This is a genomic window from Collinsella sp. i05-0019-G5 (assembly GCF_042851345.1).
Classification (GTDB): domain Bacteria; phylum Actinomycetota; class Coriobacteriia; order Coriobacteriales; family Coriobacteriaceae; genus Collinsella.
Genome location: NZ_AP031421.1, coordinates 543,772 through 557,918, shown reverse-complemented (window position 1 = coordinate 557,918; position 14,147 = coordinate 543,772). Strand labels below are relative to the sequence as shown.

The 14,147-nt window shown below is 61.1% G+C and carries 10 protein-coding genes; 6 read left to right on the top strand and 4 right to left on the bottom strand.

Features of this window, described 5'->3' with window-relative positions; genetic code table 11:
• The first annotated feature begins 253 nt into the window (after positions 1–253).
• From ACGHIZ_RS02470 to ACGHIZ_RS02445, 6 genes are all read left to right on the top strand, one after another.
• Positions 254–1,126 carry a methylenetetrahydrofolate reductase gene (locus tag ACGHIZ_RS02470; RefSeq protein ID WP_138111646.1) on the top strand — a complete coding sequence of 291 codons (873 nt, stop codon included), beginning with the start codon at positions 254–256 and terminating at the stop codon, positions 1,124–1,126.
• The gene (locus ACGHIZ_RS02465) at positions 1,126–1,914 is read left to right on the top strand and encodes a hypothetical protein (RefSeq protein ID WP_138111643.1); all 789 of its coding nucleotides are present in this window, start codon (positions 1,126–1,128) and stop codon (positions 1,912–1,914) included. The genes ACGHIZ_RS02470 and ACGHIZ_RS02465 overlap by 1 nt, the downstream gene beginning before the upstream one ends.
• Before the next feature lie 9 nt (positions 1,915–1,923).
• On the top strand, positions 1,924–4,482 hold the full coding sequence (locus ACGHIZ_RS02460; protein WP_217495600.1) for a homocysteine S-methyltransferase family protein: 2,559 nt from the start codon (positions 1,924–1,926) through the stop codon (positions 4,480–4,482).
• A 108-nt stretch (positions 4,483–4,590) separates the two neighbouring features.
• A complete protein-coding gene (locus ACGHIZ_RS02455) occupies positions 4,591–5,955 on the top strand; it encodes a PFL family protein (RefSeq protein ID WP_138111640.1) in 1,365 nt (454 codons plus the stop codon).
• 479 nt (positions 5,956–6,434) lie between these two features.
• Entirely contained in the window at positions 6,435–7,160 is a 726-nt protein-coding gene (locus ACGHIZ_RS02450; RefSeq protein WP_138111637.1) for a methyltransferase domain-containing protein, read from the top strand.
• Between the two features lie 158 nt (positions 7,161–7,318).
• On the top strand, positions 7,319–7,618 hold the full coding sequence (locus tag ACGHIZ_RS02445; protein ID WP_006234690.1) for a YhbY family RNA-binding protein: 300 nt from the start codon (positions 7,319–7,321) through the stop codon (positions 7,616–7,618).
• 69 nt (positions 7,619–7,687) lie between these two features.
• On the opposite strand, the gene ACGHIZ_RS02440 is transcribed toward ACGHIZ_RS02445, so the two are convergent.
• The 4 genes from ACGHIZ_RS02440 to glmM form a co-directional block, all read right to left on the bottom strand.
• The gene (locus ACGHIZ_RS02440) at positions 7,688–10,684 is read right to left on the bottom strand and encodes a BTAD domain-containing putative transcriptional regulator (RefSeq protein WP_138111634.1); all 2,997 of its coding nucleotides are present in this window, start codon (positions 10,682–10,684) and stop codon (positions 7,688–7,690) included.
• A 449-nt stretch (positions 10,685–11,133) separates the two neighbouring features.
• Positions 11,134–11,862, bottom strand: coding sequence for a glucosamine-6-phosphate deaminase (gene nagB, locus ACGHIZ_RS02435; protein ID WP_117583336.1), 729 nt, complete (start codon positions 11,860–11,862; stop codon positions 11,134–11,136).
• Between the two features lie 272 nt (positions 11,863–12,134).
• On the bottom strand, positions 12,135–12,602 hold the full coding sequence (locus ACGHIZ_RS02430; RefSeq protein ID WP_320676340.1) for a PTS glucose transporter subunit IIA: 468 nt from the start codon (positions 12,600–12,602) through the stop codon (positions 12,135–12,137).
• A gap of 101 nt (positions 12,603–12,703) precedes the next feature.
• Positions 12,704–14,041, bottom strand: a complete 1,338-nt coding sequence (gene glmM / locus ACGHIZ_RS02425) for a phosphoglucosamine mutase (protein WP_117862485.1) — start codon at positions 14,039–14,041, stop codon at positions 12,704–12,706.
• Between the last annotated feature and the right edge of the window lie 106 nt (positions 14,042–14,147).

Sequence of the window (14,147 nt, the reverse complement as noted above, 5' to 3'; positions counted from 1 at the left end):
TGCATAAATTGCAGACCTCTCCCCATGGTTTAAGGGTAGTCAATTTGGGATGGAGCTCTATTAACTGGTATTTTGCATCAGATACCAGTCTTTATAGTCCGTGCCTAGATTAGCCGCTCTGTTATAGAGAAAGCCGATAGCAAGGCATCTTTGATTGGTATCCCCGAATAACGAGTGAAACTCCACCGTGACACAGTGGTGCTGTAGAATCCTTACAACACATCACACTATTACGTATCTAGAGGAGCACGATATGCGCGTCGACGAGGTTTTTAAGCAGGCAGCATCCCAGGGCACCGCGCCCGTTTCGTTTGAGATGTTCCCGCCCAAGGGCGAGCTCACCCTCGACACGGCTCGCGAAGTGGCAGGCAATCTGTGCAAGCTTTCGCCGAGCTTTGTCTCGGTCACCTGCTCGGCCGGCGGCTCGGGCAACGGTGCCACCACCGCCCCCATCGCGCATATGATTTCGAGCGAATTCGACACGCCCTCGGTGGCACACCTCACCTGCGTGGGCCGCACCCACGCCGACATCGCCGCCAAGATCGACGAGTATCGCACCGCCGGCGTTGAAAACATTCTGGCCCTGCGTGGCGATCTCCCTGCCGGCGCGACCGAGGACGACAAGCCCGCCTCCGACTACGCCTACGCCCGCGACCTCATCCCCGAGCTCGTCGACGCCGGCTTTTGCGTGGGCGCCGCAGCCTACCCCGAGGGCCACATTGCCTGTGAGGATCTCAACCTCTCGGTCGAACACCTCAAGCAAAAACAGGACGCCGGCGCAAGCTTCTTTGTGACGCAGCTCTTCTTTGATAACGAGTGCTTCTACCGCTTCCGCGAGCTTGCCGACAAGGTCGGCATCACCGTGCCCATTACCGCGGGCATCATGCCGTTTATGGGCAAGTCCCAGATCAGCCGCATGGTCTTTATGTGCGGCGCGTCGCTGCCCTCCCCCGTCATCAAGATTCTCGCCAAGTACGAGAACGACCCCGAGAGCCTGCAGGCAGCCGGTGTAGATTATGCCGCCCGCCAACTTTGCGACCTCAAGGAGCACGGCGCCGACGGCCTGCACCTGTACACTATGAACCGTCCTGCGATCGCCGCGACCATTATGGAGCGCCTGGGGTAATGGAAAAACCGCACATCGATACAACCGCTGTCGAAGTGCCGGCCGACCTTGCGTCGCCGGCGCTTTACCGTGTCGATGCCGCGCACCATCCCCGTGTCGACCGTGCCGAGATGCTGCGGTATCTGGGTTACGGCGGCCAGCAGATTGAGCCCGAACTGTCACGACGTATTGAGCTTGTCGTTGAACGTCTGGAACTGGACATTGAGCCCCGTGGCGTGCGCCGCGTGTTTGCCGTCGATGCCACGGGCGTGGACGAACAAAGTGAGCCTTGCATTCGCTTGGTCGGCACCAACGTTGAGCTGCGCGGTCGCGATATCTATCGCCACCTCAAAGACGCCCGCTTTGCCGCACTCATGGCATGCACCCTCGGCATGGACGCCGAGCGTCGTCTGCGCACCACGGGAGCCCAGCAGCCCCTGGAGGGAGCCGTGCTCGACGCCGCGTGCTCTGCCTATGTAGAAGCCGCCGTTGAGCAGATGGACCAGCAGGCCAAGGCTGCGGCCGCCGCACACGGGCTCGCCGGCAACTGGCGCTTTAGCCCCGGCTACGGCGACTGCCCGCTCTCGGCCCAGCGCTCGATCGTCGATGCGCTCAACGCCACGCGGCTCATCGGCCTTACCGTCACGCCCACCAGCCTGCTCATGCCCACCAAGAGCGTGACCGCGGTGATCGGTCTGTTCGACGGCAAAGTCCACGACGCCCAGAGTCGCCCCACCTGCAATATCTGCCGCATGCGCGAGCACTGCCGCTTCCGCGCCGCCCACACCACCTGCTATTCCAGCCACTAGGAGCCCCCGATGTTCACCCCGCTTATTACTCATAATTCGGATGGTGCCGCGCTGGCGGCGCCCGTCAATGCCGCACGCTGCAACGGCGCTGTGTACAAGCCACGCACGATCGACGACCTGCGCATTAAGGACGATCGCCTGCGCGCCGCCATCGAGGGCACGGGGCACCTGCTGTTTGACGGCGGCATGGGCACCATGCTGCAGGCTGCCGGCATGAAGGCCGGCGCCCTGCCCGAGCTGCTCAACTTTGAGGAGCCCGAGGTTATCACCGATATCCAGCGTCAGTATGTCGAGGCCGGCTGCGACGTGATCACCGCCAACACCTTTGGCGCCAACGCCCACAAGCTCGACGGCGCCGCCACCGTGGCAGATGTCTTTGCCGCCGCTGTCGCCTGCGCCCGCGAGGCCGGCGCCCGCTACGTCGCCGGCGATATCGGCCCCATCGGCGCGCTGCTTCGCCCCTTGGGCACCCTGAGCTTCGACGAGGCCTATGACCTCTTTGCCGAGGAGGTGCGCGCCGGCGTCGACGCGGGCGTGGACCTCTTTATTATCGAGACCATGACCGACCTTGCCGAGATCAAGGCGGCCGTCCTCGCCTGCCGCGAGAACTCCGACCTGCCCGTCTTTGCCACCATGACCTTTGAGGAAGACGGTCGCACCTTCTTGGGAACGAGCCCCGAGGTCGCCGCCATCACGCTCGACGCCATCGGCGCCGACGTTTTGGGTATCAACTGCAGCCAGGGCCCGGCCGAGCTCCGAGGGCTCGCCGCACGTATGCTCACCGTTACCGACAAGCCCGTTATGGTGCAGGCTAACGCGGGACTGCCCCGCGTGGACGACGACGGCAATACCGTCTTTGATATCCAGGCCCCCGAATACGCCGAGGCCGTCGCCGGCATGATCGAGGACGGCGTGAGCGTCGTGGGCGGCTGCTGCGGAACCACGCCGGCGCATATGGCGGCCTTGCGCACGCTTATCGACAACCACACGCCCAGCCCGCGCCGCCGCAAGCCCAGCATGTCGGCCACGAGCGCCCAGACGGTCGTGGACCTTCCCTGTGACGGCCACAAAATCGCCGTCATCGGCGAGCGCATCAATCCCACCGGCAAAAAGCGCCTGCAACAGGCCCTGCGCGACGGCGACCTGGACTACGTCGTGAGCCAGGGCATCAGCCAGCAGGAACAGGGCGCCGACATCCTGGACGTCAACGTGGGCCTGCCCGAGATCGACGAGGTCAAGATCATCCAGCAGGCGACCGAGCAGCTCCAGGGCTCCACGCTGCTGCCGCTGCAGATCGACTCCACCGACCCCGCAGCCGTCGAGGCAGCCGTGCGCCGCTACGCCGGCAAGCCCATCATCAACTCGGTCAATGGCAAACAGCAAATCATGGATGAGATCTTTCCGCTGGTCGCCCATTACGGCACCAACGTCGTCGGCCTCACGCTCGATGAAGGCGGCATCCCCGATACCGCCGAAGCTCGCTTCGCCATCGCCGAGCGCATCGTGGCCGAGGCCGCCCGCTACGGTATCGGCCCGGACCGCATCCTCATCGACTGTCTGGTCATGACCGCCTCGACCAATCAACGCCAGGCCGAACAGATCCTGCGCGCCATGTCCCTGTGCAAGGAGCGTCTGGGCGTCAAATGCGCGCTCGGCGTGTCGAACATCAGCTTTGGTCTGCCTGCCCGCCCGCTGCTGGGCTCGGTCTTTTTGGCTGCCGCTTTTGGCGCGGGCCTGGACGCCCCCATCATGAACCCGGGCTCCAAGCGCTTTATGGATACCGTCTACAGCTATCGCGTGCTGAGCGTTGAGGACGAGGGCTCGACCGGATACATCGAGCGCTACGCCGGCTGGACCGATCCGTACAAGATCGCCGCGAATCCGGCGGCGGCTCAGGCGGTATCGACCGACGCCGCGCCCGCTGCTGGCACCACCGGCACCGACGGCAACGACGACCCGATTCGTCGCATGGTCGTCTCGGGCCGCAAGGGCGAAATCGCGGCCGAGACCGAGCGTCTGCTGGCAGACCATGACGCCATGGACCTCATCAACAATCACTTTATCCCCGCCCTCGACGAGGTTGGCGTCCTCTTTGACCAGGGCAAGTTCTTCTTGCCGCAGCTTATGGCCTCGGCCGAGGCCGCGCGTGTGGGCTTTGACACCATCAAGCGCCTGATGCCCGCCGGCGAGATTGCCGACAAGGGCAAGATCTGCGTGGCCACCGTTAAAGGCGATATCCACGACATCGGTAAGAACATCGTCAAGATGCTGCTCGATAACTACGGCTACACCGTCTTTGACCTAGGCCGCGACGTCGACCCGCAAGAGGTACTCAAGACCGTACGGGAGCGCGACATTAAGCTCGTCGGCCTCTCGGCGCTTATGACCACCACGGTCGTCGCTATGGAGGAGACCATCAAGTTGCTCCATGCCGAGGTTCCGGGCGTCAAGATCATCGTAGGTGGCGCCGTGCTCACCCCCGAATACGCCAAGCAGATCGGCGCGGACTACTACGCCAAGGATGCCGCCGAAAGCGCGCGCATCGCCGAAGAGGTCTTTGGGCAGTAACACAACGGAAACAACCGAGCACCAAAACGTGCCGCACGCGCCACTTGGCACGTGCGGCACGTTAGAATAGATAAGGCTATGCTCGTTTTGGCAGATAGGAGTGCAAGGATGGCGATCACGCCCGCAGAAATCGCGGAAACCCGCGGCATGGTTGAGGAGCAGAACCTCGACATCAGGACCATCACCATGGGTGTTTCGCTCATGGGTTGCGGCGACGAGAGCCTCGACCGCATGTGCACGAAGATCTACGACCACGTGACGCACACGGCTGAGCACTTGGTCGAGACCGCCGAGAACCTCGAGCGCGAGTACGGTATCCCCATCGTCAACAAGCGCGTTTCCGTCACCCCGGTGGCGCAGATCGCCGCATGCTGCAAGGATGAGGACCTCACCCCCATCGCGCATGCCCTCGACCGCGCGGCCGAGACGCTCGGCATCGATTACCTGGGCGGCTTCTCCGCGCTCGTTCAGAAGGGCATCGGCGACGCCGACCGCCGCGTCATCCAGTCCATCCCCCAGGCGCTCGCTACCACCAGCCGCGTCTGCTCCAGCGTCAACGTCGCCAGCCTGCGTGCCGGCATCAACATGGACGCCGTGCTCATGGCCGCCCAGACCATCATCGATGCCGCCAAGCTTACGGCAGATGAGGATTCCGTTGGCGCCTCCAAGTTTGTCTGCTTTGCCAACATGGTCGAGGACTCCCCGTTTATGGCGGGCGCCGTCCACGGCGGTGGCGAGGCCGACGCCGTCATCAACGTTGGCGTCTCGGGCCCCGGCGTTATGGCGGCAGCCCTGGAGAAGCTGCCCGACTCCGCCTCGATGATGGAAGTCGCCGAGAAGATTAAGCAGACCGCCTTTAAGATCACCCGTGCCGGCGAGCTCATGAGCCGCGAGGCCGCCCATCGACTGGGTGTCGAGAAGGGCATCGTCGACCTGTCGCTGGCGCCTACGCCCGCCATTGGCGACTCCGTTGCTCGCATCCTCGAGATTATCGGCGTGGGCACCTGCGGTGGCCCGGGCACGACCTGCGCGCTCGCCATGCTCAACGACGCCGTCAAGAAGGGCGGCGTCATGGCCAGTTCCAGCGTCGGTGGCCTCTCGGGCGCCTTTATCCCCGTGTCCGAAGACGCCGGCATGATCGCCGCCGTCGAGGCCGGCGCGCTTTCGCTCGAGAAGCTCGAGGCCATGACCTGCGTGTGCTCCGTCGGCCTGGACATGATCGCCATCCCCGGCGACACCCCGGTCGAGACCATCGCCGGCATCATCGCCGACGAGATGGCCATCGGCGTCATCAACAATAAGACCACGGCCGTGCGCGTGATTCCCGCCATCGGCAAGGGCGTGGGCGACTGCGTCGAGTACGGCGGCCTGTTTGGCCGTGCGCCCATCATGCCGGTGAACCCCAACGCCGGCACCGTGCTTGCCCACCGTGGTGGACGCTTCCCGGCACCGCTGAACTCGCTGAAGAACTAGCTGAGGGGGACTGGCGAGGAGCCCCGGGGAGGGCAAATATATAAGGTCGCCTGCTCGGACAGTCCTGACTCGCACGGAGAGCACATTAAGTGCTCTCCGGCTCGTGCGGAACTCGCGATCGACCTTATATATTTGCCCTCCCCGGGGCTCCCGCACAACGGGACCTCGGTTGGGCTCTATCCCGGTTGCAGTTGCTTCGCTCCTGCACCACTAGGCTGGTGCGACGGTTTGGCGTTGGATCGGTTCTTTCTGATATATGCTGGTTGCGGCTCTTCTTTTGGGGGGGAGTCGCTTTTTTGTTGCTAGGAGGTTAGCCCGTGGTTGATGGGGATGCTCGCTCTGAGCTTCTTTCTGCTGATTGGAATCAGGAGTGGATGCGTCTGCAGGCCGCTCGGCATCGGGCTGATGATTCTTTTGAATGGGATAAGCGGGCTCGACATTTTCGACCTCTTGAGACTGCTCCGTATGCCCGGGATTTTATGAAATTGCTGGCTCTTGAGCCTGGTGAATCGGTGCTTGATATGGGGTGTGGGGCTGGGTCGATTGCTATTCCGCTTGCGCAAGACGGGCATCCTGTGATTGCGGCTGATTTCTCCCCCGCCATGCTGGGCACGCTTGATGCCGGCATTGAGTATTACGGGCTCGAGGATCTTATTACGCCGCTTGAGCTTGCTTGGGATGATGACTGGAATTTGGTTGGACCGGTCGCGAAAGCGGTAGATGTTGCCTTTGCCAGTCGCTCTGTCACCACGACCAACCTAAAAGGCGCGCTTGCCAAGCTTGATCGTACGGCTCGTCGGCGTTGTGCTGTCACGATGGTCGCCAACTCCAGCCCGCGCTATGACCTGCACCTGATGAACGCTATCGGTGCCTCGGTTACCCGCAGTAATGGCTTTGTGTATGCCTTCAATATCCTCATTCAGATGGGCGCCCTGCCGCAGGTTACGTACTTTGAATCGCCTCGTCGCGATACCTTCGATAGCCTTGAGGCGGGAGTGGCGGACTTCTCCCGCATGCTCGAGCACGGTAACGAGGATAAGATTGACCGTCTACGCGACTACGTCGCTCAGCATATGATTGAGAATCCCCATGCCGGCGAGCCAGGGTCCAAGGGCGTACCGCAGGGGCGTTACATGCTCGACCACGTCCGCAAGGTCCGTTGGGCGTTTATTGCATGGGAGCCGGTCTCCATACCCCGCCCGTAGCCCATCTAAAGCTTGCATCGTCTTCCCGCCCGGCATCCGCATTCTTTGCGAACTGGGCAAACGCGCTCCACACCGCGCCGTTCCTGCGCTATCGTGGGACAGCTCACGTAGATTAAGGCCCCATTGCGGGGCGCCCCATACATAGAAAGCGAGAACCCATGGCACTGACAGGAGCCCAGGTCAAGCAGCTTCGCAGCATGGCCCATCACCTCAACCCCGCCATCATCATCGGTAAGTCCGATGTCAACGAGGGCACCGTCGAGCAGACGGTTGCCTACCTGGAGAAGCACGAGCTCGTTAAGTGCTCCGTGCTGGACGGCTCCAGCCTTTCTGCCCGCGAGGCCGCCGAAGAGCTCGCTGAGCGCTGCCACGCCGAGGTCGTCCAGGTCATCGGCCGCAAGTTCTCGCTGTATCGCGAGTCCTCACGCAAGGACATCGAGAAGATCAAGCTCGTCTAAGAGCCAATGATCCGGCGAGCCAACACATAGCAAGCTTACGGGTGCCCAAGTACTTTGGGCGCCCGTTTTTTATCGCTCGACCAGCACGCGATTGAGCCGCCCCTCCACCAAGCGCTCGTATAGACGCCGCGTCTCGGGCTCGGGCACGCCATTGACCTGCTCCCTCAGATGGTGCATATGCCCGCTGTATAGCTCGACGATATCGCGCCGCCGCCCCGCCGCACTGTAGACGCGCATGGCGCAGCGCACCATATCCTCGCGCGCCGTTTCCTGCCGAAGCCCCGACTCCGCCAGCCAAATCGCCGACTGCAGATCGTTTTCTTCTAGAGCGGCATTGGCCCCCTTAATCATGCAATCGATGTACTTTGACTGCATAATGCGTCGCATACGCAAAAAGTAGGTGGGATTACAGCCATTGGGAACATACAGCGGTCCGGCATAAAGCTGCTCAATCTTAAGGCACAGTTCAACTAAATGGGGCCCGCGCGCACCCGTGCGATTTCCCAAAACCTCGCGGCTTATCTGGTCAAACAGCCGTACATCGGTCTTGACGTAGTCGCCGTTGAGTCCGATGCATTCATTTTGGATGAGCACGCACGACTTGCCGTCTGGCGTCGGCCCCAAGGCCGACCGCAAGCGCGATATCGTCGAGTACAGGTTGTTGCGGGCGCTATTGAACTCGGCATGGGGCCACAGCTCCATGGCCAGCGTCTCACGATCGACGAGCGCATCCATGCCCAGCGCAAGCCGCTCGGCAAGTGTCGCCGCCTTCTTGCGGCGCCACATTTTGTCCGTGATGGGAAACCCGTCGCGCTCGGCGCGAAACGCACCAAACATGCGAATCTCGATATGGTCGATGGTATCAACGGCTTCAACCTCGCCAGCCTGGAACAGACGCTCGCCCTCCCCTTCCAAATCGTCGCGCAGCGAGTACCGCGACAGCTCGCGCACGGGAAGCTTCTTGCGTATCCTGCCCGCCGGCTCGCCCAGACAATGCATGGCAAGGCGCGCAAAGAGCCGATACGATGGCTCTAGAATCCCCGCACGATTCATGGACATCCAGGCCGCAAGGTCGCTGTCTCGGCCCGCACAGGCCAAATGCAGCGCCACGACCCAGGCTTCTGAGCCACCGACCTGCGTCTTGCTAATATCGAGCAGCTCCGCCTCTTCGCGAACCGATACCAGCGACGTATTGCGCAGATACGCCACGCGCTCCAGCAGCAAAGCGTTTTCGCGCATGTACGTAATCGATTCGTCGGCGAGCTTGAGCACCTGGACCGCACGGAACTTTGCGTTGACTGGCCGCCCCTCCGCCAGCGATTGCCAGCCCTCCAGCAATAGCCCAAACAGCTGAATTTGATTGTCGCGAACACGCACCGCAAAGCGGTCGAGCTCGCCAAACGCCACATCGTCGGTCACGGGCAAGCCCGCGAGCAGGCGCCGCGCCGCCAGCACCATACGCAGCCAAATGGATGGCGCCTTAAGCCCGCGGATATCGAGCGCCTCGAGTATCTGCGCCATCTTGTCATCGCGCTCGTCGGGTTTAGCAAACGAGCCGTCGAACAGCTCCACCAGCATATGGTCGGCCTGTATGAGAATCCCCGCGATGTCGAGCTCGCAATCATAGGCTTTGCGCGCCTTGAGCTTCGCGAGAACATTGCCGTCTTTCGCTCGCTCGGTTAGGTGGCGCTTGACCTCGATATGCGCGGACAGCATGTCGAGCACCTCGCAGGATGTCTGTTCTTGCACAACAGGGTTGGCGGGAAGCCCCAGGTCATTGTCGCCGTAAAAGGCGATAGTGAGCGCCTGTGCTATTTTCCAGGTAGCGGGGTCGAGCTCGCGCGCCGCCTGATCGCCCGCACGTTCGATAACGGACGCCATATACCTTGCGAGCTTTGTATTGCACACGCTGACAGCCGCCAGATACACGCCGAGCGCCTCGGCGGGTGCCGGCTCTTTCTCCTGCTTTTCCGCATTGACCATCGCCGTCGCCGCGCGGCAAATGTCCCCTCCGTGCCCGGTCAGGGCAAGATCGGCCCCATACTGCCCGGCAAGTTCCAACACCACATGGCGGTCCAAGAACGCATCGGCCAGGTCCATAGCCAAATCGCATCGGCCCGCCTTAATCAAAATGCGAGCAGCCCGCGATACAAGTTCGGGACGGATCTCGGCAACGAGCTTTCGCAGCCTCAGGCGCGCGTTGTCCTTAGCGCCCAAACACCTAAAGGTGCGATCAGACGGATCCACGCCAAAAAACGGATAATCGCGCACAAAGATGGACTGGTCGATCATCGAAAGCCTTACACCGCACGCCTCTAGCTCCGCAATGCGACCCTCGCCCATCAGCACCATCAAGCAGGCAACGGTAAACAACAGGTTGTTCTCGAGCGATGCGAGATCTGCCAGCGCCGCACCGTACACGTTGACGATTTCGTTCTCGAGCAACCCGGCAACATCGCCCTGTCCATACATTCCCGTCTGCAGGGCAGATACCAGCTCTGGCACACCCTGCGTGAGCCGATAAAAATCGAGCGATGTACTGATCGAAAACGCCGTAGCCCATGACGAATACTCATAGGCGTGCACCTTGAGCATCTGCGCATTGACTTTTACAGAATCGCCCAACCCGTGGATAAGCAATCGGTTGGAGGGGCGGCAAGTAATAAAGACCCCCGTCCCCGTAGCACGTAAGCTGCGGATTCGATCGATGAGGTCCTCTGTTTCGCGCTGCTCGAGATTGGGCACGTTGTCGATCGCAACGAGCGAATGCGGTTTGTCCTTAAGCTCATCGGCGACAACCTCGAGCTGCATAAAGAGCTCGCGTCCAATCGCGCGGTCGGCCTCGATTATCCGAACCGGCCCTCGCGTGGGATCCGATTTAACTTCCTGCACGTATTGCAGCAATACCGACGTCTTACCAAACCCGTCGGGCGCGTAAAGCAGAACGATTCCTGCCTTGCGCCCTTTAACGATGAGCTCGTTCATCAAGCGATCGCGCCGCACCATATAGCCGCCGCCCGTCGGCATCAACTCGAGGTCGTCCGTATTGCCCAGATCGTTTACCATGCCTGCTCCTCAACTCGACCATATGGACACCGTAGCTGCAGGACCATATGAGCCACCCCGTGAATAGCGCGACTTAGAGTTTTTGGTTGTCTGCCGGTACGTGTTTGGCAAGTTTTTGTACAGCGAGGCCCGATGGTAATTTATCCCCCGACCAATAGGTCTTTGCGCAGGTCAATGCGCTTGCCAGCATGTCCCATCCAATTTGCAGTGTAGCGCAGTCGTCTGTTTTTATTTGAGTTGCGCAACTCGCCTATTCCTCGCTACCGCTTGCGACTCTATAGTGGCAAATGTGCATAGAATCTGGTACGGAATGAATCTCATGATTTAGAGCCCACTCGCCAAGCATGTGGCAAGGTTTCCGTCATGCACACATTACGGCCCGCATCCACTAAAAAGGCCCCCGCAAAGCGAGGGCCTTTTGGAAAGCTATGTAAGATCGCTTGGTCGCGTTACTCGCAGAGCGAAAGAGCGGCCTCGTCAGCAACGACGACGCAATTGGTGTGGAGCTGCAGGATCGAAGCGGGGCACTCGGGCGTAACCGGGCCATAGCACATATCGTGCACAGCCTGAGCCTTGGCCTCACCGTTGGCGACAACCAGGATCATGCGGGCATACATGATGGTCTGGGTGCCCATGGTGTAAGCCTGACGGGGCACATCATCGATGCTGTCGAACAGGCGGCTGTTGGCCTGAATGGTGCTCTCGGTCAGATCGACGCAGTGCGTACCCTTGGAGAAGTGGTCATCGGGCTCGTTAAAGCCAATATGACCGTTATTACCAATGCCGAGCAGCTGCAGATCCGGGTAACCGGCGGCAGCGACGATCTTGTCGTACTCGGAGCAGGCAGCAGCGGCATCGGGGTTGGAGCCATCGGGCACGTGCGTGTTGTTCAGATCAATATTGATGTGATCGAAGAAGTTCTCGCGCATAAAGTAGTGATAGCTCTGGGGATCGTCGTGCGAAAGACCGCGATACTCGTCCAGGTTGTAGGTGCTGACCTCGGCAAAGTCGACGTCGCCCTTCTCGTACCAAGCGGCGAGCTGCTTGTAGGCGCCAATCGGGGTGGAGCCGGTGGCAAGACCCAGTACGCAATCGGGCTTGAGGATAACCTGGGCCGAGATGATATTGGCGGCCTTACGGCTCATATCCTCGTAGTCTTTAGCTTTAATGATCTTCATTACGCGTCCTTTCTCGTACAAAAGAGGCAAGGCTCCCCTTACAAGCACTTGCCCGCGGCCCGCGTCGGCCGCAACCAACGTGTGCGGCCACCAGGGCGAGGTCGCGTAATGTATGTGTCTCGTGTCTAGCCGCGTCGAGGCCCCTGCCCGTCCACGGTGACCCAAAGCTGTTTAGCCTCGGACGTTTCCCATCTTGCCACGGAGGGCGCCCTCTTTCAAGGGCGCCCTCCGTAAACGTGTTTGAATTGTAGGCTAAAGGCCGAGCGCGCTCACTAGCGCTCGCGAGCGACGATGAGTTGGTCCATCTCCTCGACGTGCTCTCCAACGGAGCCCTTAATGCTCGAGAACTCAACGGAGTTGCACACCAAGATGGGAACCGTCACATCGTAGCCCTCGGCAGCAATTGCCTCGCGATCGAACTCGATGAGTACATCGCCCTTATGGACGATGTCACCCACTTGCGCATGTACGGTAAAGTGCTTGCCCTCGAGCTGAACAGTGTCCAAACCAACGTGAATAAGCACGTCCAAGCCATCGACCGTGTTAAGCGCAACGGCGTGTCCCGTGGGAAAAATGGCCTCGACCTTGGCGTCTGCCGGCGCAATCACGCGCGTACCCGTAGGCTGAATCGCCACGCCCTGGCCCAAAAGGCCGGTGGCAAATGTCTGGTCATTGACCTCGGACAACGGAATGACGTCGCCCGAGATGGGAGCATCCAGCGTAAGGACTCGACCACGCATACCAAAAGACCTTAGGACTTTAGTGAACATGATCCCCCTCGGACATACCAATCAACCAAAATAGCTTTAACAGTTTACCACTTGGCACCCGTTTTTGACCATTAGGGAAGTTCGCGCTTGACAACCTCGACGATGTCGTCGACAACACGCTGGGTCAGCTCGTGCGTCTCGGCCTCGGCCATCACGCGGACCAGCGGCTCGGTACCGCTCGGGCGCACCAGAATGCGGCCGCGGCCGTCAAGCTCCTTCTCGGCAGCAGCGACGGCATCCCAGATGGGCTGGCAATCGTCCAGACCAGCCTTGTTGTCGGAATGCACGTTGACGAGCACCTGCGGGTACTTCTTCATGATGCCGGCAAGGTCGGTGAGGGTACGACCGGTGCGCTTGAGCACGGCCAGCAGCTGCAGAGCCGTCACCAGGCCGTCACCGGTGGTGTTGTGCTCCAGGAAGATGATGTGGCCGGACTGTTCGCCGCCGATGACGGCGCCGTCCGCGAGCATGCGCTCCAGAACGTAGCGGTCGCCCACGGCGGTCTGGACCATCTCGAAGCCCTGCTCCTTCATAGCGATGGAGAAGCCCAGGTTGCACATGACGGTCGAGACGATCTCGGAGTTGGCGAGCTTGCCGCGAGCGGCGAGGTCAGATCCGCAGATAGCCAGGATGTAGTCACCGTCGATCTCATTGCCCTCGCTGTCCACGAACAGCACGCGGTCGGCGTCGCCGTCGTGGGCCAGACCGATGTCAGCATGGGTGCGCAGCACGAGCTCGCGCAGGGGCTCAAGGTGCGTGGAGCCACACTCAACGTTAATGTCAGTGCCGCAGTAATCGGTGTTGATGGCATGGACCGTGGCGCCCAGGCGCTGCAGCGCGGCGGGCGTGGTCTGGCAGGAAGCACCGTGACCGCAGTCGACGGCAACAACCAGGCCGTCGAGCTTAAGGCCGTCGAGCGTGCTGATGGCATGATCGACATATGCCTTGCGGGCGTCCTTCATCTTGATGATGTGACCCACACCGGCGCCGGTCGGCAGCGTGTCGGCAGCCATGGCCTCCTCGGACATGACCCAGGCGCTGATCTCTTCCTCAACCGCGTCGGGAAGCTTCATGCCCTTGCGGCTAAAGAACTTGATGCCGTTGAACTCCGGCGGATTATGCGAAGCAGAAATGACGATGCCGCCATCGAGCTCGTTTTGGACGGTGAGCAGCGCCACGGCCGGCGTAGGGATAACGCCGCAGCAGTGCGGGCGGCCGCCCTCGGCCATAATGCCGGCGGTCAGAGCACTCTCGAGCATGGTGCCCGAAAGGCGCGTGTCACGGCCGATGCAGATGTCCGGACCAAGAAACTTGGTCGCCGCGCGGCCCAGGCGAAACGCGAGGTCGCACGAAAGATCGGCGTTGGCGACGCCACGGACGCCATCGGTGCCGAAGATGTTCTGGGGCATAGGATCGCTCCTTCCCTAGTAGGCGATATGCAACCGCCCACCCTAGTCGAAAAAGAAAAGCGGGACCCGCCGAGGAATCGGCAGGCCCCGCTTGTACATTGTATCT

Excerpts from the sequence above, each read along its gene's own strand:
- ACGHIZ_RS02455 (WP_138111640.1), top strand. The coding sequence starts at position 4,591 with ATGGCGATCACGCCCGCAGAAATCGCGGAAACCCGCGGCATGGTTGAG.
- ACGHIZ_RS02470 (WP_138111646.1), top strand. The coding sequence starts at position 254 with ATGCGCGTCGACGAGGTTTTTAAGCAGGCAGCATCCCAGGGCACCGCG.
- ACGHIZ_RS02440 (WP_138111634.1), bottom strand. The coding sequence starts at position 10,684 with ATGGTAAACGATCTGGGCAATACGGACGACCTCGAGTTGATGCCGACG.
- nagB (WP_117583336.1), bottom strand. The coding sequence starts at position 11,862 with ATGAAGATCATTAAAGCTAAAGACTACGAGGATATGAGCCGTAAGGCC.
- ACGHIZ_RS02465 (WP_138111643.1), top strand. The coding sequence starts at position 1,126 with ATGGAAAAACCGCACATCGATACAACCGCTGTCGAAGTGCCGGCCGAC.
- ACGHIZ_RS02430 (WP_320676340.1), bottom strand. The coding sequence starts at position 12,602 with ATGCGTGGTCGAGTCCTTACGCTGGATGCTCCCATCTCGGGCGACGTC.
- ACGHIZ_RS02445 (WP_006234690.1), top strand. The coding sequence starts at position 7,319 with ATGGCACTGACAGGAGCCCAGGTCAAGCAGCTTCGCAGCATGGCCCAT.
- glmM (WP_117862485.1), bottom strand. The coding sequence starts at position 14,041 with ATGCCCCAGAACATCTTCGGCACCGATGGCGTCCGTGGCGTCGCCAAC.
- ACGHIZ_RS02450 (WP_138111637.1), top strand. The coding sequence starts at position 6,435 with ATGAAATTGCTGGCTCTTGAGCCTGGTGAATCGGTGCTTGATATGGGG.
- ACGHIZ_RS02460 (WP_217495600.1), top strand. The coding sequence starts at position 1,924 with ATGTTCACCCCGCTTATTACTCATAATTCGGATGGTGCCGCGCTGGCG.